Source organism: Peredibacter sp. HCB2-198 (genome assembly GCF_045999315.1).
In the GTDB taxonomy this organism is placed as follows: Bacteria; Bdellovibrionota; Bacteriovoracia; order Bacteriovoracales; family Bacteriovoracaceae; genus Peredibacter.
Window position 1 is genome coordinate 1,705,200 of the sequence record NZ_CP174607.1, and the last position, 25,339, is coordinate 1,730,538.

Below are 25,339 nucleotides of genomic sequence, written 5' to 3' on the forward strand. Positions count from 1 at the left end.
AGCCGATAAGACTTAAGGAATATCAATAGGATACTACTTGAAATTGAAGAACTCTCACTCTAAATTTCTTTTAAGTTTTTCTGCCATTTTAGCAGCTATTACTTTTTCTTTAAGTACTTACGCCGAATCGTTAAGCTATTCCGGTCGCCTTGTTAACGCTAATGGTTCACCAGTCACCGGTACTCCAACACTGCTTTTTGAATTGGCCTACTCTGGTTCAACTGGGGCCATTCTCTGTACTGATTCTGTAGATGTGAATCTCACGAATGGCGTGTTTCATGTTGCTTTAGATTTTGATTGTACGATAGCAGGTAAAACTTTTGAACAAGTCATGGCCGAAATTCCTTCGGGTCAAACTGCTGCCATTCGAGTGACCAATGGAACGAAAGTTTATTCTTTTCAAGCGATCCATTCTGTTCCTTCGGCCCTCGTCGCTCAAAATCTTTCGAAATTAAATGCGAATAATAACGAAGTACTCACTTGGACCGGATCAAAGTGGGAACCAAAACCAATTGTTGGTGCCACTGGTGGGACAGTGACTGATATCACTGCAGGTTCAGGACTTTCCGGTGGAACCATTACCAACTCAGGAACAATTGCCATTGATGTCGCAGGAGTTACTGATACTCATCTCGCTGGAAATATTTCTCGTTCAAAACTTGCCAACGGTACTGCTAATTATGTTCTTGTAAATAATGCTTCAGGGGTGATGAGTGAAGTGGCGCAACTTCCACTCGCTCAAGGTGGTACAGGTGCCTCAACTGCAGCGGCCGCTCGAACAAATTTAGGCATTGGAACCATTGCAACTCTTAGTTATGGTGCAGGCTGGGATCAATTGATTGCGGCAAATCTTCCAACTTGTTTTGGAACAGAGAAGCTCACAATCACTGCGCCACCGACTGTGACATTCGCCTGTGTTCCAGATATCTCAACTGATAATACAAAACTTCCTCTCGCTGGTGGCACGATGACTGGTGACATTGATATGGGAGGGAAGACCATCATCAATATTGCTAATCCAGTGAACCCTGGAGATGCCGCCAATATGGCCTATGTTGATGCTCAAATTGGTGGAGCATCAGTGTGGACGAAATCCGGAACGATTGTTTATTACAACTCTGGAAACGTTGGTATTGGAACAACAACCCCAGATCAAAAACTGCATTTAACAAGTTCAGGCTCATCCGCTCAACTTGCACTGGAAAGAACTGGTGCGGCCGCGGGCAAGGCCTACATTGGTGCTGATGATAATGGGTTTAATATTTTGGACAGTGGTTACGTAAAAAGATTAACCGTAAGTCCTACTGGTAATGTGGGGATTGGTACAATCACGCCAGCAGAAAAACTTGATGTTGTTGGTAATGCGGCCATTTCCGGAAAGCTTCGCCTTAAATCAGATAATACTAATTTCGTTGAAGTAAAAGCTCCGAGTTCTCTTGCAGCTACTTTCATTTTAAATCTTCCTGGAGATGATGGAAATTCCGGACAAGCTTTAATCACTGATGGTTCCGGGAATCTTTCGTGGGCAACTGTTGCGACAGGTGCAACTGCAGTTGGTGGAGATCTCACTGGAACAGTGACCAATGCTCAGATTGCGGTCGGTGCTATTGCAGACGCTGATATTTCAGCTTCTGCGGCGATTGCTCAATCAAAGATTAGTGGACTCACAACTGATCTCGGTAACAAAGAACCAAAAATCACTGCAGGAACTGCATCTCAATATTGGAAAGGGGACAAGAGCTGGGGCTCACTTCAAACCGATGTTCAAGCATTAGTCATGAATGGTTTTGCAGTGGGATCAAATGCGGCCGTGACCAATGCTGATACTCTTTCAGGTGCCCTTGGAAAAGTACAAGGTCAAATCAATGCGGCTAATACTTCCGTCGCTGCTCTTGCCTCTTCGCAAGCAAACTATGTGCTGAAAGCAGGTGATACCATGAGTGGTGCGCTTGCGATGGGAAACAATAAGATCACGGGTCTTGGAGCTCCGACTGTAGGTACAGATGCTACGACTAAAACTTATGTTGATACTCAGATCGCCAGTTCTGCTTCGAAGTGGACATTGAATAGTAATAATATTTCAAACAATAATACTGGCCATGTTTCCATTGGAACGACTGATCCATTCTTAGGAAAGACTTCTAACTCTTATACAAAATATTTAGCGTTAACTGGAACGGCCGCCGCTTCTAACCAGTCTTTTGGTGCACTCCGCTTAGGAGGAAACCAGCCGACAGCGGCCGCCGGTGATCGTATCGGGGCCATTCAGTTCACATCACTCAATAACCCTGACGCTTTGGCCAACTTCGGTGATGCAGCCATATTTGGAATGCTTGAAGGGTCTGGTGGTGCCAGTGGTTTTGGTACATCACTTTCATTTTGGACCCGTGCCGATAATACGACATCTGTAACTCAGAAAATGACAATTTCTCAAAATGGTAACGTGGGAATTGGAACTGGAGTTCCTACACATTTACTTCACATGAATACTGTCAGTGGGCATGCAGGTATCGGTCTCAATGCACCGGCCGCGAACTACAGCTATATAGATTTTTATCGGGCAGGGGCGAAGAAAGCTAATATTTTTTATAACGGAACAACAGATAAATTTTTAATCAATGATGTTGGATCTGTTGATACCGTTATCAATGGCAACGGTGGAAACGTTGGTGTTGGAGTTGTTCCGACTGAGAAATTTGAAGTGGGTGGCAATATCGCTGTGAACGGCAAAGTTCGTATGAAGTCAGACAATACGAACTATGTTGAATTGAAAGCTCCGAATGGTCTTGCCGCTACTACCACCTATACTTTTCCTGCCACTGCAGGCACCTCAGGTTATGTTTTAACAACGGATGGAGTGGGCGCTCTATCTTGGACTCAAGCTGCAACTTCTGCCACTAATGTTGGTGGTGACTTAACGGGAACAATCGCCAATGCTCAGATCGCTCCAGGGTCGGTGACAACGACCGAAATTTTAGATGGAACAATTGCCAACGCTGATATTGCCAACGGAACAATTGCCTACGCAAAACTCAATCTCGCCGATGGTGACGTTCCACTCGCAAAACTTTCGGGAACAAGTGACAGTACAAAATACCTTCGAGGTGACAAGACCTGGCAAACATTAAACACGACCGCAGTTCCTGAAGGCACAAATCAATACTTCACTCAGGCCAGAGTACGAGCGACTCCCATCAATAGTTATGTTGTAGGAACTGCGATTCCATTGGCCCCAACGGACACAGTGTTAGAGGCCCTGGGAAAACTTGAGGCCCAGATCATCGCCAATGATGCTGCTTTTGATAACTCAGGCGTGTGGAGTAAGAATGGCACAGATGTTTATTACAATGGTGGGAATGTCGGAGTTGGAACTAGTACACCATTGGTAAAATTTCATGTCGCCGGCACGTCCGCGAACGATGTTGCTAGTTATGTTATAAATAGTGATGATACCGGAACAGCTTCTCGATCCATTCTTCTTTTGGGAACTGCCACGGCCGGAACAAGATACGGTTACTTTTCTCACCAAGGCGCAGGCTACACAGCCAGTAGTTTTATGAAACCCAGAACGACAGTCTTAAGCGGACTAGACACTGGTGGGCTTAACGTCGTCGGGAATTCTCAAATTGGCTTTTGGATTGGAACATCTGAAAAAATGAAATTGGCCTCAGATGGTAATTTGGGGGTCGGAACCTCAGCACCCACCAATGCGCTACATGTAGAACGAGCTGTGAACAATGAATATGCCGCAAGAATCTCCAATGCCGGCGGTGATGGTCAAGGTTTACTCATTCATTCCTCTGATGGTGATCCTGCGGACGTTCAGCCTGCATTATCAATAAGGAGTTATAATCAATCTAAATCAATGCTTGAAGTTCTTAGTAATGGTTTAATTGGTGTTGGTCTTAGCAATCCTGCAGGGCAACTCTCTAACTGGAACACAAATATCCTTGATCCAAACGCTATTGGAGGGGCCGCGAATTCTTCATTGCTTTGGTCTGCTAATAGTATAGGTTATACGGCTTTATTCGAAAACCGAGATGCCACAGCCACTAGTCGAAATGGTCTTTTAGTTAAAACGGCGGCGACTGATACGAACTCATCCATCGCCCGTTTTGTAAGTGGTGGAACAGATAAATTAATAGTGAAGGCCAATGGTAATGTGGGAGTGGGAACTGGATCTCCAACAACTAAGTTCGAAGTTGCAGGTGACGCGAAAGTGACTGGTAACTTGTATGGGGCCGTTAAAGACACTTCTGGCACTCCAATGCGATCATGCGTAGGAACTTCACCGAATAGTGGTTGGGTCTATTATAACTTAGATGCGGTTTCAACTGGCTTTTGTACGGCCTACCTTGATATCAATACTTCTGCTTGTGGATTTTCTTCGATCTTTAATTATTTTCCGACGCTTCATGGAGATGGAACTCATTATGGAACAATGGGGGCCACATCCATTTACAGCATGACAACCACTAGCTTCAGACTTTATGTGACCATCGGTGGTGCTTACAATGCTACTAATTGTAGTGCCTCTGGTGTTCCTCATAACACTTTACGCTATTATATTAAGTGGATGGGTGTAGGGCAGTGATAGTCCCTAAAAAACTGGCAGAATTTTCTCTTTGGCCTTAATTAAGGCATCGATAAAGGCCAATATTTTTGCGCATTTAAAATTTCAGCTAAAGAGATTGTTTAATCTCATTTAATCTTTAAAAGAACTCTTAAATAAGCCGATAAGACATTAAGAATATCAACGGGATATTGCTTGAAATTGAAGAACTCTCACTCTAAATTTCAACTAACTGTTTATGCCATCATGGCATTCATCAGTATTTCATTTAGCTCTTACGCTGAATCTTTAAGTTATTCAGGAAGACTTGTGAACAGCAATGGCTCTCCTGTTGCTGGCCCTGTTAATTTAAAATTTGAATTGGCCAACAGTGCTGATACATCCACCATTCTTTGCTCGCAACAGATTTCAAATGTCACTCTTACCAATGGTGTCTTTCACGTTAAGCTCGATTTGAATTGTGGAACTCCGACTCTTTCACAAGTTATGGCCACAATTCTTTCTCCCGACACGGCCGCCATTCGTGTAACCAATGAATCACCAGATCCAGACAAGGTTTATTCGTTTCAATCCTTACATGCAGTTCCTTCTGCGCAAATTGCTCATGGGCTCTCAAAATTAAATGCAAACAACAATGAAGTTCTGACTTGGACAGGTTCAAAGTGGGAACCAAAACCAATTGTTGGTGCCACTGGTGGAACAGTGACTGATATCACTGCGGGTTCAGGACTTTCGGGTGGAACAATTACCAACTCAGGAACAATTGCCATTGATATCGCAGGAGTTACTGATACTCATCTCGCTGGAAATATTTCTCGTTCAAAACTTGCAAACGGTACACCCAACTATGTCCTGGTAAATGATGGCCTAGGAGTTGTGAGTGAACTTGCTCAGCTTTCTCTGGCCCTTGGTGGTACAGGGGCCACGACGGCAGCGGGTGCTCGCACTAATCTTGGACTTGGAACTGCGGCCGTTGCAAACATTGGTGATGGTCCAGGAAATGTAATGTCGGCCTCTGCGGTTCCGAATTGTTTAGCCAATGAAAAACTACAAATGAGTGTTGGACCGGTTTACGCCTGGACTTGTGTTCAGGACAACGATTCTCTTGACGGTACTAAGCTTCCCCTTGCTGGTGGAACAATGACTGGTGCCATTGATATGGGAACGAAGCAAATTAATAATCTTGGTGCACCAACTGTCGGAACAGATGCTGCTACCAAAGACTATGTTGATACAAAGGTCTCAACAGCTCCAGGTGATAATCTTGGGAATCATACTGCGACGGCAAATTTAGCAATGGGATCGAATAAAATCTTTCTAGGAGATGGTGCCTGGAACAATCCATCTCTTGCTTTCACCAACAATACAAACACTGGTCTTTTTAATAATGGTGGAATTCTAGGATTCTCGTCTAGTGGTAGTCTTGCGATGAATCTTTCGTCATCATCACTTATTTTTAACGGTTCGTTTTCACCCTATTTGCGTCTTGGTGGAGGAACACACGGTGCGACCGGCCCGGCCTATTCTTTTAATGGTGATTCAGACACCGGAATGTTTAACCTTTCCACTGATATTCTAGGCTTTACAACTGGCGGTGTAGAAAAAATGCGTATCTTTGCAACCGGTGAAGTTGCAATCGGTAAGTCAAGCGCAGCTGGAAAACTAGACGTGGCGGGGAACATTGCTCTTGAAGGAGCGTTAAGACTTAAATCAGACACTGCAAACTATGTTGAACTTAGAGCACCTGCTTCGTTAGGTGCAACAGTTGCCTATACATTTCCACCCAACACAGGCTCACCTGGATATGCTCTTACAACTAACGGTTCTGGAGTTCTCAGTTGGTCTTCTGTTGCGACTACTGCTACGGCAGTTGGTGGAGATATTTCGGGTACAATTGCCAATGCTCAGTTAGTGGCCAATTCAGTTGGGACATCTGAAATCGCAAACAGTTCTGTTACTTATACAAAATTAAATTTAGCAGATGGTGATGTCCCTCAAGCGAAAGTTGCAAACCTTGTGAACGATCTTGCAGGTAAAGAACCCATTATTAATGCGGGAACCACTGCTCAGTATTGGCGAGGTGATAAGACTTGGCAGACACTCAACACAGGGGCCGTGCCTGAGTCGACAAATTTATATTTTACTCAAGCGAGAGTCATGTCTTCGCTTCTCGGGACATATTCAACTGGTGCGGCCACTCCGCTTAGTGGTGTCGATACTCTAAGTCAGGCCCTTGGAAAATTAGAAGGACAAATTATTGCCAATCAAACAGTGAATGATTCGAAGTGGGACAAGTCCGGATCAAGTGTTTATTACAATGATGGGAATGTGGGAATTGGAACTGCAAACCCCGGAGATAAATTAGAAATTCTGGGTGGTAGTCTCCGAGTGTCCAGAAGTAATTTACAATACCTCTCTTTATTTGGCGGAGATGGTACCAATACTGCGACCTATATTAAAAGTATGTCCTTGGAGAGCAATAAAAAACCAATGATTTTTCAAAGCTACCATGATGGAACAGGTGGCGCCGCAGGTTCTACTGGCTTCCAATTTTATAACGGCACTGAAGCTTCACCAGTCGAGTTGATGAGATTATCTGAGAATGGAAATTTAGGCGTTGGTGTTACAAATCCACTGACTAAGCTTGATGTGAATGGATCTTTCCGGTTTGTATATAGTTATGCAGGTTTTGCCACTGCCTCTATCTATGCCAACGGAACAGGTTATGGTCAGTTGGAAATTGCGCACACGAATGCGAATACTGATGTTTCTTATTTATCAATGCACAGTCTTGGTAATACAGCTTGGACTCAGGGGATTCAAGGCTCGAATTTTGTCATCTCGAATACTTCTGGAGCAGCAAAAACATACAATGATAATGAACGTCTGACGATTACCGCCGCTGGAAGTGTTGGAATTGGTACGACTAATCCTCAGGCAACTCTCGAAGTGAATGGTGGTATCAAACTAGGATCAATGACAGCTTGTGGGGCCGCTCAAGAAGGATCCCAGAGATATAATTCCACTCTTAAAATAATGGAGTTTTGTAACGGCACTGTTTGGGGAGCGATTGGTTCTCCCGCAATTCCGACTGGTGCAATCATGGCCTTTGATTTAGCGTCTTGTCCTTCAGGATGGAGTGAGTACACTGTCGCTCGTGGTCGTTTCCTTCGTGGTATTGATAATGGAGCTGGACAAGACCCAAGTGGAACTCGTGCGCCCGGAAGTTATCAGGCAGATGGTGTTCAAGATCACGCTCACAATATTACTGGAGAAGGTGGAGGAGTTAATGACGTTGTGGCCTTCCAGGATTCAAACGGTGATGCTACCTATGCTCCGGGAGGAAATCCTGGAGTGCGTGGAGATGTTTATATTCAAGTGGGTGGTATGAGAAACGGTAATATTGCCTCTGAAACACGACCTAAAAACGTTGCGGTCCTTTTCTGTCGTAAGAACTAAGAAAACTTCCTCTTGATGCCAGAAATACGGCCTCGGAAAAGAGCAACAAAAAATAAGATTAACTAATTGAAAAAGCTCGCCTTAGGATGGTCCTACTCAACTTTAAGCTATTAATTTTTTCTTATCAAATGTCGATAAGTCCTTAAGGAAATCAATAGGATGGAAATCGACGTGATTTTTAATCTGCGATTAAAAAAACTTTTCTTGGGCCTTATCGTGATGACTATCACGAGCAGTTTCGCATTTGCTGAATCATTAAGTTACTCAGGTCGTTTGGTGAACAGCAATGGTTCACCTGTAACAGGAACACCAACGCTACTTTTTGAATTGGCCTACTCGGGTTCAACCGGAACAATTCTTTGTTCTGATTCAATTGATAACGTGAATTTATCAAATGGTGTCTTTCACGTGGCAATTGATTTTGATTGTTCAATGGCGAGTAAAACTTTTGAACAAGTCATGGCGGAAATTCCAGCAGGACAAACCGCTGCTATTCGAGTGACGAATGGAGCGAAGGTTTATTCGTTTCAGGCGATTCACTCGGTGCCTTCTGCAAAAGTCGCTCACGGTCTTTCTAAGCTCAATGCGAATACAAATGAAGTTCTTACTTGGACAGGATCGAAGTGGGAACCAAAACCTGTGGTCGGCGCGACTGGTGGTACTGTGACTGATATCACAGCAGGCACTGGTTTATCAGGCGGCACAATTACAAACTCAGGAACAATCGCGATTGCCAATAGTGGAGTGACTGATTCACATCTTGCGGGAAATATCGCCCGTTCAAAGATGGCGAATGGTACTGCAAATTATGTTCTTGTGAATAATGGGTCTGGTGCTTTAAGTGAAGTGGCCCAACTTCCTCTCACAAGCGGTGGTACAGGTGCCAATACTGCGGCTGGTGCGCGAACGAATCTTGGATTAGGAGATGCGGCCCAGGCCACAATCGGTTACGGTGCTGGACAAGTGATGCCTGGTGAAGTTCCGATCTGTCTTGCTCATCAAAAGCTACAAATGAATTTAGGACCAACATTTTGGTCTTGCGTGAACGATAATGATTCGCTTGATGCCACTAAACTTCCTCTCGCCGGTGGAACGATGACTGGTGCCATAGATATGAGCGGCAAGACAATTACAAATCTCGCAAACCCAATGAACCCTGGCGATGCTGCCAATAGGGCATATGTTGATGCTCAGATTGGTGGCTCTACTATCTGGACAAAAACTGGTTCTGATATTTACTACAACTCTGGAATGGTTGGAGTAGGACTTACAAGCTTTCTCCCAGACATTAAGTTTCAAGTTGAAACTCGGCCTATTGATGCGAATGGGAGGGCCCTCAATGCGGATCTTAGACAGCATTCTGCCACCAGTGGTAACTATAGTCTTCTGGGCGGGGTCTTTAAGGCACAAACAACACTCGATAGTGGTGTTACGAACGCAGGCGCAGTTACTGGTGTTTGGGGAGTGGCCTTCCGAAATAATTTACCTGGGACAGTAGATAGTGGTTCCCTAGCTACAATTAGAGGACAGTTTCTCCAGTATGGTCACTTTAATAGTGAGGCAACTGCGACTCCGACTACGACTGATGTCTATGGTCTGTTTCTATCTCCGCATTACAAGACCGGTACTATCACTAATCTTTATGACATTTATGTTCATCCAGGGTCAACTGGAGGAACAGTCACAAATTATTATGGCCTTTATCTACCGAACCCGGCGAAGAAGCACTATCTTGAAGGCAATCTTGGAATCAATGTTGTCGATCCATCTGAAAAATTAGACGTCGATGGTAATGCCAATATCAGAGGGAAGCTTCGTTTAAAATCGGACAATGCAAACTATGTTGAAATACAGGCTCCTAATTCACTTGGGGCCACTTTCACCTATACTTGGCCCCTTACATCTCCGACTGCTGGACAAGTTCTTTCCTCTAATGCGGCCGGAGCTTTATCATGGGTGACTCCCGCTGTATCACCTATTACAACTGTGTTTGGAAGAACAGGAGCAGTGACTGCCACCGCCGGTGATTATAATGCTTCATTAATCACCAATACTCCTGCAGGATCAATTTCTTCTACAACTGTTCAAAGTGCGATTGATGAACTAGCGAGCGAAAAGCAAGCTACCGATGCGACTCTCACTTCTTTAGCGGCCCATAATACGAATGGCATTTTAGTTCAAACTGCCGCTGAAACGTTTACAGGTAGAAGCATTACGGGAGTTGCAAACAGAACAACCGTTACTAATGGTGATGGTGTTTCTGGAAATCCGACGATCAACATTGATACGAATTTACTTCCTTCTCCGGTTGCTGGTGATACAGGATATTTTTTGAGGGCCACTGGTGCCAATGCTTCAGATTGGGCGGCGTTGTCCGCTGCTGATATCACAACGGCTCTTGGATTTACGCCTGTGAATAAAGCAGGGGACACATTGTCTTCAGGAACGTTTGTCTTTTCAGGAACGAGCTTACTGCAGAATGCGAATACTCCAACCAATTTGACTGATGTGACCAATAAGTCCTATGTGGACAGTGCGATTTCTTCAGCTTCTTATTGGTCACTGAACAGTGGTAACGTTTACCGTGCCTCAGGTAATGTCGGAATTGGTGTCATACCAGCAGCGAACAATACATTAGATATTCAAACTAACACAGCTACAACCTTCAAACGAATCCAAATGAGAAATACAGATGCAACAGGCGGAGCTGGTGTAACTGTCATGGCCGGAACTAATAGCTTAACGATGGGAACTTGGGGACCATCAGCTGGCGGAACCCCAGTTACTTTCATTGAATCAAGCTCGGCTTTGGGCCTAAAGATCAACACTTTCTTGAATACTGCGATGACCTTTCATACCAACACCTCGGCAGGAACAAATGAGAGAATGAGAATTGCGGCCGATGGAAAAGTTGGTATTGGTGCTACTGCCCCAGTCACAAATCTCCATGTGAGAGGGAGTGCTGGTTATGGCGCGTTTATGTTAGGTGATGACGGCGGGACAGCTAACCACCACCTCACACACGAGACCGATGGATCTTTTAATATCTTCACAGGAACATTTGGCTCTGGAGTGAACCAATTCAAACTGACTTCAAGTGGAAATATCGGAATTGGGACCACTGCACCCGCTGGTAAATTACATCTAAGAGATGGTTCTGGAAGAGATATTCTTTTAGTGCCTGCGGCCACTGGGGCCCAAAATCCAAGAATTGAATTTAGACATAATGATAATGGAAACGTGAATGCACTCTTTGCGAGTATCCAAGGTTATTTGCAGGATGGTTCTCCCGGCAAAAACGGGGGAGATTTAATTTTCTCAGTCGGTAATCTTGCCACAGGAAATCCGGCCCCAATTGAAAGAATGAGGATTAGGCACACAGGGGGTGTTGGAATTGGAACTCCAACTCCTATCGCAATGTTGGATATCAATGGTCCCGTTTCTGGAGTGAACGATGCAGGTATGTTCACTATGAGCGATAACAATTATCCTGTAGATCTTGCTACTGGTCGTCCGGGCATCTCGATGGGATATGATGTAGGTTCTGATATGGGATGGATTTATTCTCGTCGTATGGGGAAGGCCGGTACATCATTAAATCTGAACTCTACCATGTATGTTATGCCTCATAATGGTAACGTGGGAATTGGTGGTGCATCCGCAGGATATAAATTGGATGTCGGTGGATCAATTCGTGGCTGGGGAATTACCGATTCATCGGACATTCGTCTCAAAAATACGATCGTTCCACTAAGACCAGAGGAAGATCTTCATAAAATCCTTCGCCTTAATAGTGTGAGTTATTTTTGGAACGACAAAGAACAGGATAAAGAAAAACAAATTGGTTTCATCGCTCAAGAGATGGAAAAAATTTATCCTGAACTTGTGAAAACAGATAAGAAGGGAATGAAGTCTGTGAACTATTCTCACTTAGTGTCGCCGCTTGTGAGTGCTGTTAAATCTCTTTATCAAAAGATCACTGGGCAAGAAGAGCAGGTGAAGAAACTTACTCGTGACATTGCTTCAGTGAAGGCCGAGAACGAGAAAAAAGACAAAGAGATTGCCGAGCTTAAACGTAAAAACGATGAAATGAATGCTCGTCTTGAGAGATTAGAGAAGGCCATGTTAAGGAAGTAGGCCTTTAATTTCGAGCTGTTAGATAATATTTCCTTGTTAAACACTTCTTAATTTTCTTTTCATAAATCCCGATAAGACATGTGAGAAATCAAAGGATTAGACCTTTTTATGGGAAAGCTCTCACTTACCCTTCTATATGTTGTTGGCACTCTCACGGCCATCACATCTGCTGCTTATGCAGAGACGTTAAGTTATTCAGGGCGATTGGTTAATCCCAATGGCTCTCCAGTAACGGGAACACCAACACTCATTTTTGATCTTGCTTATACTGGTTCAACCGCGACCATTCGTTGTACGGATTCCATTTCAAATGTTCCACTCACAAATGGTGTGTTTCACGTAAAAATTAATTTCGATTGTACTACCGCAGGCATGAACTTAGAAAATGTTCTTGCTCAGGTTCCAGTAGGGGAAGATGTCGCCATTCGCGTGACGAATTTTACTGCGAGTAAGGTGTATTCGTTTCAGGAACTCCACTCAATTCCAAAATCTAATTTGTCTGAAACTTCAAAGCAGTTGTTGCAAATGGGCGCGAACAACAATGAAGTTCTGACTTGGACAGGTTCTAAGTGGGAACCAAAACCAATTGTCGGTGCCACTGGTGGTACCGTTACAGATATTACTGCTGGTTCTGGACTCTCAGGTGGAACTATCACGAATTCAGGAACCATTGCCATCGCGAATGGAGGAGTGACTGATTCTCATCTTGCGGGAAATATTTCTCGCTCAAAACTTGCAAATGGCACTCCCAACTATGTTCTTGTGAACAATGGTTCGGGAGTGATGAGTGAACTCGCTCAGCTTTCTCTCGCTTTAGGTGGAACTGGTGCTTCAACGGCGGCCGGCGCTCGAACAAATTTAGGACTTGGGGATTCGGCAGTTGCCAATATTGGTAATGGTGCAGGGAACGTGATGTCTGCATCGGCCGTTCCAAGTTGTTTGCCAAATGAAAAATTACAAATGAGTGTTGGTCCTGTTTATGCTTGGACCTGTGTTCAGGACAATGATTCCCTTGATGGAACAAAACTTCCTCTTGGTGGCGGTACCATGTCTGGTGCCATTGCGATGGGGAACAATCAGATTACAGGTTTGGCAGCTCCAGCTCTAGGAACTGATGCTGCGACTAAAGACTATGTTGATACAAAAGTCTCAACTGCACCCGGTGACAATCTTGGGAATCATACCGCCACTACGAATTTAGCAATGGGGTCGAATAAAATCTTTTTGGGAGATGGTGCCTGGAACAACCCATCTCTCGCTTTCACCAATAGTACAAATACAGGTCTTTTTAATAACGGTGGTATTTTAGGATTCTCGTCCGGCGGTAGTCTTGCCATGAACCTTTCGTCATCAACACTCATTTTAAACGGTTCGTTTTCTCCTTACCTACGACTTGGAGGAGGAACACACGGTGAAGCCGGCCCGGCCTATGCCTTTAATGGTGACTCCGATACGGGTATGTTTAATATCTCTTCTAACATTCTTGCTTTCACTACTGGTGGTGTAGAGAAGATGAGAATCCTTGCCACTGGTGAAGTGGCCATTGGTAAATCAACGGCCGCAGGGAAACTAGATGTTGCAGGGGACATTGCTCTCGATGGAGGAGCAAGATTTAAGTCTGATAATGCAAACTATGTAACGCTTAAAGCTCCTGCATCATTAGCTGCGACTTTTAATTATACTCTACCTTTAATTGCTCCAACTGCTGGCCAAGTTCTTTCATCTAATGCGGCCGGAGTGATGTCATGGATCACGCCATCCGCTTCTCCGATTACAACAGTCTTTGGAAGAACAGGTGCCGTAACTGCTACGGCCGGGGATTATACGGGTTCTCTGATTACAAATACGCCTGCTGGGACAATCGCAGCAACAACAGTTCAAGGTGCTATTGATGAGCTTGCAACAGAGAAACAAGCTGCAGATGCTACTCTGACATCTCTCGCTGCCTACAATACGAATGGCATTTTAGTACAAACTGCCGCAGATACTTTTACTGGTAGAAGTATTACAGGAGTTGCTAACAGAACCATCGTGACAAATGGAAATGGTGTTTCTGGAAACCCAACAGTAAATGTGGACACAACTTTACTTCCTTCACCTGCACCTGGCGATACAGGAACATTTTTAAAGGCCACGGGTGCTAATGCTTCCGCCTGGACTGCGTTGAGTGCTCTAGATGTAACTTCCGCTCTTGGATTTACTCCGGTAAATAAAGCGGGAGATACTTTAAGCTCGGGAACTTTTAGTTTTGGAGGAACAAGTCTTCTTCAAGTCACAAACGCTCCAGTAAATGCAACGGATGTTACAAACAAACAATACGTTGATGGACAAATTTCCGGAGCTTCCAATCAATGGGCAGTGTCGAGTGGGAATGTTTATCGAAGCACCGGTAACGTAGGGATTGGAACCTCAACTCCAAGTGCACAATTAGAAGTAAGTACTGTGAATTTAAGTCCTCGAGTCAAGGTCGTAAATACTTCGAGCTCGGGTGTAAGATACCCTGGGTTTTCAGGAATTAACTTTACCGGCGGAACAGCGGGCTTTCCTGTTTTAGATCTCCTGAACTCGAGAGGGACTGAGGCCGCACCTCTTCCTATCGCTCTAGGTGATCCATTAGGTGCAGTGACTGCTATGGGGAACCAGAATTCTGGATCTACTGCATTTACAAATGCTGCTCAAATTTATTTTGCTGCCGATGGGAATTTTTCTGCAACTAGTACACCCGCGAATATGTATTTTAGGACGACGCCATCTGGATCAGTCAATAATGTGAACCGCATGGTGATTACTTCTGCAGGAAATGTCGGTATTGGAAATAATGCTCCTAATGCTCTTCTATCTCTTGGCGATGGAACGTCCGGAGATAAACTTATTCGAATTAATGAAACGGCCACCACTCACAAACGCGCCTCCATGATGATTGGACAGTGGGAAGTGGGACAAGATGCTCAACCGAATAATACGAGAGATTTTTTTATTTTCGATGGGGCCCAGGCACAGCAACGCTTGGTCATTGGAACGAGTGGATTTGTTGGATTAGGAGTTAATAGCCCTCAATATAAACTTCACATCGGGCCAGGTAACGCCTTTATTGAGAGTGGTAACCTTTTCGTTCGTCATAATAGTAATGAAGGTGGTGCAGTTCGAATTCAGAACATGCAGAAAACGGGACCTCTTGTGAATGAATGGGTGATCTACAATATGACTGGTGGTTATAATAACGGTCTTGCTTTCTGGAGATACGCCGCCGACGGAACAAATCTGGGCCCTTCGATGAATTTACATGATAACGGAAACGTTGGGATTGGAACCAGCGCTCCTTCTGAAAAATTAGAAGTAACGGGTAACGTGAAAGGTTGGGCCTTCCTGAATACCTCTGACCGTCGTTTGAAAAGAGATATCGCGAGCATTAAAGATCCCATTGAAAAAATCAAACAGCTTCATGGTGTGACTTATAAATGGAAAGAGAGTGGTGAGAAATCTGTTGGATTCATCGCTCAGGAAGTGGAAAAGGTTTATCCGGAACTAGTGAGAACTGACAGTAAAACAGGTATGAAGTCAGTTCAGTATTCTAACCTCGTTGCTGTCCTGGTTGAAGGATTCAAACAGAACTACGACCAAAATGAGAAAGAGAAGGCCGATCTTAAGAAAGAGCTCAATCGTTTAAAGTCTGAAAATGAAGAGATGAATAAGAGACTTGAAAGAATTGAGAAAGCTCTTCAGAAACAACCATAAAATCAATAAGTTACTAAGTGTGTTTACTTCTTCTTAAATTAAATAAATTCTCTTAAAAAACCGATAAGACTTCTGAAATATCAATGGGATAATTCAATGTCGGGGCGGTCTAAAAAATTTGTTACTTTCTTTGCGGCGACCGTCACTGCTTTCTGCTCATTCGCATTTGCTGAATCATTAAGTTACTCAGGTCGTTTGGTGAACACCAATGGTTCACCAGTCACAGGATCACCAACACTCTATTTTGAATTGGCCTACTCTGGTTCAACCGGAATAATACGCTGTACTGATACTGTAGTAGGAGTGAATCTCACCAATGGTGTCTTTCACGTTGCTCTTGATTTTGATTGTTCAATGGCCGGTAAACCTTTTGAACAAGTCATGGCAGAAATTCCTTCAGGTCAAACCGCTGCTATTCGAGTGACGAATGGTGCGAAGGTTTATTCTTTCCAAGCGATTCACTCGGTACCTTCAGCAAAGATTGCTTATGGACTTGCAAAATTAAATGCAAATACAAATGAAGTTCTGACTTGGACGGGTTCAAAGTGGGAACCCAAAGCTGTATCTGGTGCGACTGGTGGTACAGTGACTTCTGTAGGAACAGGTTCTGGACTTACGGGTGGACCGTTTACAACATCAGGAACAATTGCAATTGATATAGCGGGAGTTACTGATACTCATCTCGCTGGAAACATCACTCGTTCAAAATTAGCGAATGGTACTGCAAATTATGTTCTAGTGAATAATGGTTCAGGAGTCATGAGTGAAGTGGCCCAACTTCCTCTCGCTCAAGGTGGTACGGGTGCTGCCACGGCCGCGGATGCTCGAACAAATTTAGGATTAGGAACCGCAGCGACGGCCGTCATTGGTTATGGAGTTGGACAAGTCATGCCAGGGGATGGAGTTCCGATTTGTTTGGCCCATCAGAAATTACAAATGAATCTCGGCCCGACTTTTTGGTCGTGTGTAAATGATAACGATTCTCTTGATGCTACCAAGCTTCCTCTTGCTGGTGGGACTATGACTGGTGCCATTGATATGGGAGGGTACAAAATTCAAAATCTTCAAGCCCCGGCGGTTGACGCTGATGCGGCCACAAAACTTTATGTAGATACTAAGTTTAACTCGGTCTCTTCTTCTCAGTGGACCACTACTGGTTCAGATATTTACTTTAACTCTGGAAACGTTGGTATTGGCACTACAACTCCTGCGGAGAAATTGCATGTGAATGGAATTGTACGGGTTCAGGGTAATATCAACGGAACAATTTATAGTAGAACTGATGCTGGACGAGAATTAACACTTGTCCAGGCCCACAATACAATTGCTGATGGTGGCGCGATTGGTTTGTATGGTGATGGTGATAGCACGGCCAATGCTGGGGGAGTTGCTTTATTTACTGATGGGGTAGCTAAATTTACCTTGCTTCAATCTGGTAATGTGGGAATTGGTTCAACCATGCCAACTGAGAAACTTGAAGTTTCTGGAAATGCTCGTGTTGATGGTACGCTTCGCCTTAAGTCAGATACTGCCAACTTTGTTGAACTTAAAGCTCCCGCTTCATTGGGAACAACTTTTAGCTATACACTTCCATTGACTGCTCCAACGGCCGGCCAGGTTCTTTCTTCAAATGCTTCGGGCGTGATGTCATGGATCACTCCGGCAGCTTCTCCAATTACAACTGTCTTCGGAAGAACGGGTGCAATTACGGCAGCGGCCGGTGATTATAATGCGACCTTGGTAACAAATTCTCCAGCAGGAGCGATTTCAGCAACAACTGTTCAAGGTGCTCTAAACGAACTTGATACAGAAAAGCAAACGGCGGATGCGACACTTACTTCTCTTGCCGCTTACAATACAAATGGAATTCTTGTTCAAACCGCTGCTGATACTTTTACTGGTAGAAGTATTGCTGGTGTGGCGAATAGAACGACAGTGACAAACGGGAACGGTGTCTCTGGAAACCCAACTATTGATGTAAGTACATCACTCCTTCCTTCTCCAACTGTTGGTGAAACAGGTTATTTTTTGAAGGCCACGGGTGCCGATACCGCCGATTGGTCTGCTCTAACATCAGGTGAAATTACAACCGCCTTAGGTTTTACTCCTGTTAATAAAGCGGGAGATTCAATTGCATCGGGAATATTTGATTTTGGGGGAACAAGTGTCCTTCGATATGCCAGTGCTCCGTCAAGCTTAACGGATGTGACCAATAAGCAATATGTTGATGGTGCCGTCTCTGGTGTGAATCACTGGCTAACTGCAACTGGTAACGTTTATCGTGCTTCCGGAAATGTTGGGATTGGAGTTGCACCAGCAGCGAATAATACTTTAGATATTCAAAACTCTACGGCCGGCACATTCAAACGAATTCAGATGAGGAACACTGATAGCACTGGTGGTGCAGGTGTCACAGTGATGGCCGGAACAAACAGCTTAACCATGGGAACTTGGGGACCAACGGCCGGTGGAACTCCGACAACATTCATTGAATCGAGCTCAAGTTTAGGTCTCAAAATTAATACTTTTTCGAACACGGCCATGACGTTTCATACCAATACTTCTGCCGGTACGAATGAACGCATGAGAATTGATAATCTTGGTAACGTGGGAGTCGGAACGACGAATCCATTGGCACGATTTAATGTCGCGAGTGCGGGTAACTTGCTTACTGATTATACAGCACGCTTTCATAGTAGTGGATCTGTTGCAGGTGCTGGTGGGATCTTATTTGATCAGAGTTCAACTTACTCTTATAAACTTCATACAGAAGGTACGGCCACAACCACAGGTCGTTTGGTATTTAGCTATATTAATCCCATTGATGGAACGGCGGTAAACGACAATGTATTGACCCTTGGTCGTGGGTATGTGGGAATAGGAACAAATTCTCCTGCGACTTTGCTTTCAAATATTACGAGCTCGGATTCATATAATAACGTTGGAGATTCTTCAGGCACTGGACAAAATGTTGAGTCTCTAAGCTGGAAGTCAAATGCAGCGGGGTATACAGCGGCCATCGTAAATACTTCCACAGCAGCCTCGGCCAATGGTTTACAAGTTCGCACCACCAGCACTACGGGAAACATTCTGACTTTGGGAACTGGAATTACAAGTGGGTCAAACGCCAATGATGTGATGACAGTTAAGGCCAATGGTAAAGTGGGGATTGGTACGAATAATCCTTTCGGTACATTAAATGTACAAACAACAGCTGATAGCACTATCAGTATTTTTGGTGCTGATGCAAACCAACAAGGCCTTAATCTCGGTGTTAATGGTAATAACCGCTGGCTTCTTTATCGAAATACATCTGCGACCGGAAGATACTTTGCCATCTGGAGAGACATGACAGGTGTGGGTGGCCCGGGTAACTCAAATGCCATGACTATTTTCCAAAATGGTTATGTGGGGATTAACAACGATGCTCCCGGTGCGATGTTAGATGTTAATGGATATTCTGCTTCCCCCGGCGTGGGAACGATGAGAATCAGAAACTCATACAACTCTGGTGGAACTCGTTATTGGCAAGTTGGACCGGATGGAAATGGTAACGGTAACTTCGTGGTCTACAATGATAGTCTTGCCGGCGCTTATATCCTTTATGGGCAGACTGCTTGGAGTTCCAGCTCGGACAAGCGTCTCAAGAAAGAGATTAAACCAATTGAAGACTCACTTTCAAAAATCATGCAGCTTAATGGTGTGACCTATCGTTATAAAAAAGACAAGGCCACTGATCCAAGAAAAGCAGGAGTCATTGCTCAAGACGTACAAAAGGTCCTTCCTGAAGCAGTTACTGAGAATGATGGGCATTTAGCTGTGAAGTACACGGAAATCATTCCACTTCTAGTTGAAGGGATTAAAGACCTGTTCAAAGAGAACAAGCGCGAGATTGCATCGGTGAAAGCCGAAACTGATGAACGCATTAAGAAGTTAGAGGCAGAAAATGCCGCTCTTAAAAAGCAAAATGCTGAAATGAATTCCCGTCTTGAGCGACTAGAAAAAGCTCTTTCGAAGTGATCATTCAAGCCTCAGAAAATCCTCCAAACCCGGCCAAAGCAAACCTTTTCTTTCCTTTGCTTTATGTTTGTTAAAGCGAATTATTAAGACGTTTTAAACAATTTCCCCAGACCGCTTTTATAATAATTTCAGAAAGAATAAGAGGTTCTTCTTGAAAAATTATCTACGGTACATTTCAAGCATTCTAATGGTTCTCTCTCTAGAAGTAGGCGCAGATACTCTGAGCTATTCTGGGCGTCTCACTAATGGTGATGGATCTCCTGTTACCGGCTCAGTTGATTTAAAATTTGAACTTGCTTACTCAAACGCCACTGGAGCAATTCTTTGTACGTCCGATGTGAATGGAGCTCAACTCACAAATGGTGTGTTTCACGCAAAACTAAACTTCATATGTCCGACTTCATCTTTATATGAAGTATTAGGTAATGTTCCTGTTGGGCAAGAAGCGGTTTTACGAGTGATCAACCAGACTGCAAGTAAAACTTATTCCTTTCAATCGCTTAATCCAGTTCCTTTCGCTCAAATGGCCCATCAATTACCAAAGATGAATGCGAATCTTGATCAAGTCCTGACCTGGACCGGGTCTAAGTGGGAACCAAAAACAGTTGCTGGTGCTACTGGCGGAACAGTGACCTCTGTTGCAACTGGTTCGGGTCTCACTGGTGGACCATTTACAACCACTGGGACTATTTCAATTGAAAATGGAGGAGTGACGGACTCACATTTGGCCGCTGGAATTTCGAGAGCTAAACTGGCCGGTGGAACTCCCAATTATGTCATTGTAAATGATGGCTCAGGTGTTTTATCTCAAGTGGCACAACTTCCTCTTGCTCAAGGTGGTACCGGCGCCAATACTGCGGCCGCCGCCAGAACTAATCTTGGTCTTGGGACTGCGGCCGAAGCGAATATCGGTTACTCAGCAGGGCAGGTTATGCCAGGAAATGGAGTGCCAGTCTGTACGGCCTTTGAAAAATTACAATTCACCGGTCTTGGCCCGACCTATTGGGCGTGTGCTCTTGATAATGATTCAGCAGATGCTTCAAAGTTGCCACTTACAGGTGGAACAATGTCCGGCGTGATCAACATGAATAACAACTTCATCGTTGGTGTTCGTTCGCCCTCAGATCCTGGTGATGCCGCCAATAAGGCCTATGTTGATGCGCAAGTGAGTGGATCATCTTATTGGACTTCTTCAGCACCAAACTTGTCCTATGGATTAGGAAACGTCGTTGTTGGATCTTCATCTCCAGTGACTAAATTAGTTGTAGATGGAGGAGTAAAAATTTCAACTGAGGCCGCTGCCTGTGCTGGATCTTATTACGGAACACTTAGATACAACTCAAACAACATTGAATATTGCGACAATAATATCTGGAAGAAACTGGATGGCACTTACGATCTCGCTGCCTGTCCGGCCAATGTGAGTTCTTATCCAATAGGAACAAAAATTCTTTGTTCTTGTACTGCGGCCGCCACAAGTTCGGGAACAATTTCGGGAACCGGAATTTACACAGAAGACAGTAACCCATGTCGGGCCGCTGTTCATGCAGGTGCTCTGGTTGCTGCTACCGGTGGACAAATTTATATTCTAGTGGGTCCCGGTCTTAGTAATGGAGCAAATTCTTATATTGCTTCTACTCAAAATGGAATCACCAGTTCATCTTTTGGAAACTTGTCAAAGTCTTACACGATTATTGGTTCACCAACATCAAACTCTGGTTGGTATCGTGGCAACGCAAACATGTCTTACTCTTCAGGTAATGTTGGTATTGGAAATACATCTCCCGCAGAAAAACTTGATGTCACGGGCAACATTGCTTTAACCGGTGGACTTAAACTTCAATCGAATAGTACCAACTATGTGACTCTCTTGGCACCCGCATCTCTAGGTGCAAATATTAACTACACCTGGCCTTTAACTGCTCCTTCCAACGGACAGATTTTATCCTCGACTGCGGCCGGAGTCTTGAGTTGGATTAATCCACCAAGTGCTATCACGACGGTTTTTGGTAGAACGGGAGCTGTGACAGCAACCGCGGGTGATTATAATGCTTCTCTTGTTACAAATTCTCCTTCTGGGAATATTTCAAGCTCAACAGTTCAGGCGGCATTAAATGAACTTGATACTGAAAAACAATCTGCTGATGCCACTCTGACTTCATTGGCTGCTTATAATACGAACGGTATTCTCGTACAAACTGCCACCGATACATTCACAGGACGAAGTCTTGTGGGAGTCACTAACAGAACCAATATCACAAATGGAAATGGAGTTTCAGGTAATCCGACAATAGATGTAAGTACGACTTTATTGCCTTCGCCTGTGGCTGGTGATGTGGGAAAATTTTTGAAGGCCACTGCGGCCGATACTTCAGTGTGGACAGCACTGTCGTCCGGCGATATCACCACGGCCCTTGGATTTACTCCCATCAATAAAGCAGGGGACACCATTGCTTCCGGCACCCTGGAATTTAATGCTGCCGGGATTTTAAAACTCACCAATAATCCAATAAACCTGACAGATGCGGCCAATAAACAGTATGTAGATACTCAAATCTCAACAGCAACCAATCAATGGACCGCTGCGAGCGGAAACGTCTATCGGAATTCTGGAAACGTAGGGATTGGAACGAACTCGCCGAATGTTCCACTGGCCATTGGTGGAAGTCTTTTCACAAATACTTCAAATCAAATTCACATTGTTAACTCGGGCGCATTTAGCCGAATTGCCTTTGGTGAAGATATTAACAATTATGGAGAGATGGTCTGGAGTGATATTAGCGATCACATCTCGTTTAATACCAAAAGAGCTGGAACAACTTTTTCAAATGCCTTGGTTGTTAGAGATGACAAAGTAGGTATTGGAACTGCTACGCCGGGAAGTGCTCTAGATATTACCAAAACGGACCCTATAATTAGAATTAAAAACACTGGTGGTGATATAGGCGGTATGTTTTTAATGAATTCGGTAAATGCTGGCTGGTTAGGGATGTTTAACCCTACTACCACTACTGCTTTTGGAGTTATTCCGGTTTCAACTAGTAAGGCCTATTTAGGTTGGGACAATTCAGGAAAAATCGGAACAGTCTCGAATACATTTACGACAGGTAACCCGGGGGCTCCAGTTTATAGGAACTTATTAGATGATGGTTCCGGTAAGATGGGTATTGGGACAACTTCCCCTTCTGAGAAATTAGATGTAAGTGGTACTGCTACTATGAACGCTTCAACCGAAGGTGCTTCCACCTATGTGAACTCGGCCGCTAGTTATACGATTCCTGACTCTTCATTAAATATTCGTCGTATCACTTTGACTGGAAATGCAACGATTTCACTTCCGGCCTTCGCACCAACAGCGACGAAAGTTTACACACTGACTGTATTTCTTAAGCAGGACGCGATCGGATCGAGAACCGCTAACTTTGTAGGAAATGGAGCGGATACAGTGAAGTGGGACAGTGGCTCGGCCCCTTCAGTCTCACTGACTGCTAATAAGATAACTATCGTACAATTCACAAAACCTTCAGATGAAACTGTGTGGTATGGGTCTAAGGTATGGCAGGAAGACTAAGTTTTTTTATCTTTGCCGTTTTAATTTTTCTGCTCTTCTTTGAGAGTGTGCACGCCTTTACGGGTACACGCATGCGTAGACCTCAAAATGCAGATGTCCCGATGATTATGATCTGGAAGACTGATAATCCAGGAATCACGGCGAGTAATCAGATTCAGTTACCTTTGGTCGTAGGCGCTTCTTATAACTTTACGGTTGATTGGGGAGATGGAGCGACGACAATCATTACGGCATACAATCTTGCTGCTGCTACTCACACTTATGCCTCTGCCGGAACTTATACTGTTAAATTAAAAGGTATCTTCACAAGACTTCGTTTTAATAACGGAGGCGATCGTGAAAAGCTCTTGGACATCACTCAGTGGGGCTCGAATCGCTGGACCAGCATGGCCGAGGCCTTTTATGGTTGCACCAATTTACAAATCAGTGCTGTCGATGCTCCCGTATTTAAAGTACCGGTAAGCATGGCAAGTATGCTTCGGAAAACGACAAATTTTAACAGTTCAATTGGTCATTGGGACACAAGCAAAGTAACCAGCATGTTCTATATGTTTGCTGATGCTGCTAACTTCAACCAAAATATTAACTCTTGGGATACGTCAGCTGTTACAGATATGAGCGGGATGTTTGCAGCAGCTTATGCTTTCAATCAACCTATCGGTTCCTGGGATACTTCGGCCGTGACCAACTTTGCATCAATGTTCAGTAATACTACAGCTTTTAATCAAGATATCGGTGCCTGGAACACTTCTTCCGCCATAAATATGAGCGGAATGTTTTTTTTGAATCCAGTGTTTAATAAAAATATCAGTTCCTGGAACACTTCTGCTGTTACGAATATGTCCAACATGTTCAATGGAGCTTCAGCATTCAATCAAAACATTAGTTCCTGGAATACAGCTGCTGTTATCTATATGACTTCTATGTTCTATGGAGCCTCGTCCTTTAACCAACCAATCGGCCCATGGAACACTTCTAATGTCACCCTTATGACCACTATGTTCCGTGGTGCTTCTGCTTTTAACCAACCACTCGATACCTGGAACACATCAGCTGTTACGAATATGAGTGGGATGTTCTATGGAGCGGTGGCCTTCAATCAACCCCTTAATTCTTGGATCACGAGCAGTGTAACAAATTTAAGCACAATGTTTCAGAATGCCACTTCTTTTAATCAGCCTATTGGAAATTGGAACGTGTCCGCAGTTACGAACATGAGCGGAATGTTCAATGGAGCTTCAGCATTTAATCAACCTCTTGGTGCTTGGAACACTTCTTCAGTCACAGATATGAATTCTATGTTCAGTGGGGCATCTATTTTCAACCAACCAATTGGGACTTGGAACACTTCTTCTGTACAATTTTTTCAGTCAATGTTCCGAACTGCGATTGCATTCAATCAGGACATTTCGACTTGGAATACCTCTTCGGCAACAGTTTTGAATTCGATGTTCCAAGGCGCCACGTCCTTCAACCAACCAATCGGTTCCTGGAATACATCAAGTGTTACGAATTTTGGATTTATGTTCACAGGAGCTTCAGCTTTTAATCAACCTCTTGCTGCATGGAACACTTCTTCTGGGACGACCATGAGTTCAATGTTTCAAAATGCCACGGCCTACAATCAAAACTTAACCGGATGGACAGTAAATCCTAATGTGACCACTTGTAGTAGTTTTGAAAACTCCGCTGCCTGGACTCAAATTCCGAGCTTCGCGAATTGTACACCGTGAGCGATTTACTCGGATATTGAACTAACTTGCCTCCCATAAGGTCTTTTAGGATTTCTTAATATAATGAGGTGTGAGCAGGACTCCGCCAAAGTCTATTAAGACAACTTCATT

At 44.1% G+C, this 25,339-nt stretch carries 7 protein-coding genes; all 7 read left to right on the forward strand.

Translation table 11 applies throughout. The features are described 5' to 3' along the window. Positions 1-37: 37 nt before the first annotated feature. Positions 38-4,594 carry a beta strand repeat-containing protein gene (locus ACJVC5_RS08545; protein ID WP_408098953.1) on the forward strand — a complete coding sequence of 1,519 codons (4,557 nt, stop codon included), beginning with the start codon at positions 38-40 and terminating at the stop codon, positions 4,592-4,594. A 174-nt stretch (positions 4,595-4,768) separates the two neighbouring features. Next, complete coding sequence (locus ACJVC5_RS08550) at positions 4,769-8,032, forward strand: hypothetical protein (protein ID WP_408098954.1); 3,264 nt, start codon at positions 4,769-4,771, stop codon at positions 8,030-8,032. Positions 8,033-8,191: 159 nt separating this feature from the next. Next, the gene (locus ACJVC5_RS08555) at positions 8,192-12,169 is read left to right on the forward strand and encodes a tail fiber domain-containing protein (RefSeq protein WP_408098955.1); all 3,978 of its coding nucleotides are present in this window, start codon (positions 8,192-8,194) and stop codon (positions 12,167-12,169) included. Between the two features lie 108 nt (positions 12,170-12,277). Further along, on the forward strand, positions 12,278-15,904 hold the full coding sequence (locus ACJVC5_RS08560; protein ID WP_408098956.1) for a tail fiber domain-containing protein: 3,627 nt from the start codon (positions 12,278-12,280) through the stop codon (positions 15,902-15,904). Between the two features lie 96 nt (positions 15,905-16,000). Next, positions 16,001-19,924, forward strand: a complete 3,924-nt coding sequence (locus ACJVC5_RS08565; RefSeq protein WP_408098957.1) for a tail fiber domain-containing protein — start codon at positions 16,001-16,003, stop codon at positions 19,922-19,924. A gap of 151 nt (positions 19,925-20,075) precedes the next feature. Then, positions 20,076-23,495, forward strand: coding sequence for an LCCL domain-containing protein (locus ACJVC5_RS08570; protein ID WP_408098958.1), 3,420 nt, complete (start codon positions 20,076-20,078; stop codon positions 23,493-23,495). Between the two features lie 71 nt (positions 23,496-23,566). Continuing rightward, positions 23,567-25,228 carry a BspA family leucine-rich repeat surface protein gene (locus ACJVC5_RS08575; RefSeq protein ID WP_408098959.1) on the forward strand — a complete coding sequence of 554 codons (1,662 nt, stop codon included), beginning with the start codon at positions 23,567-23,569 and terminating at the stop codon, positions 25,226-25,228. The last annotated feature ends 111 nt before the right edge of the window (positions 25,229-25,339 follow it).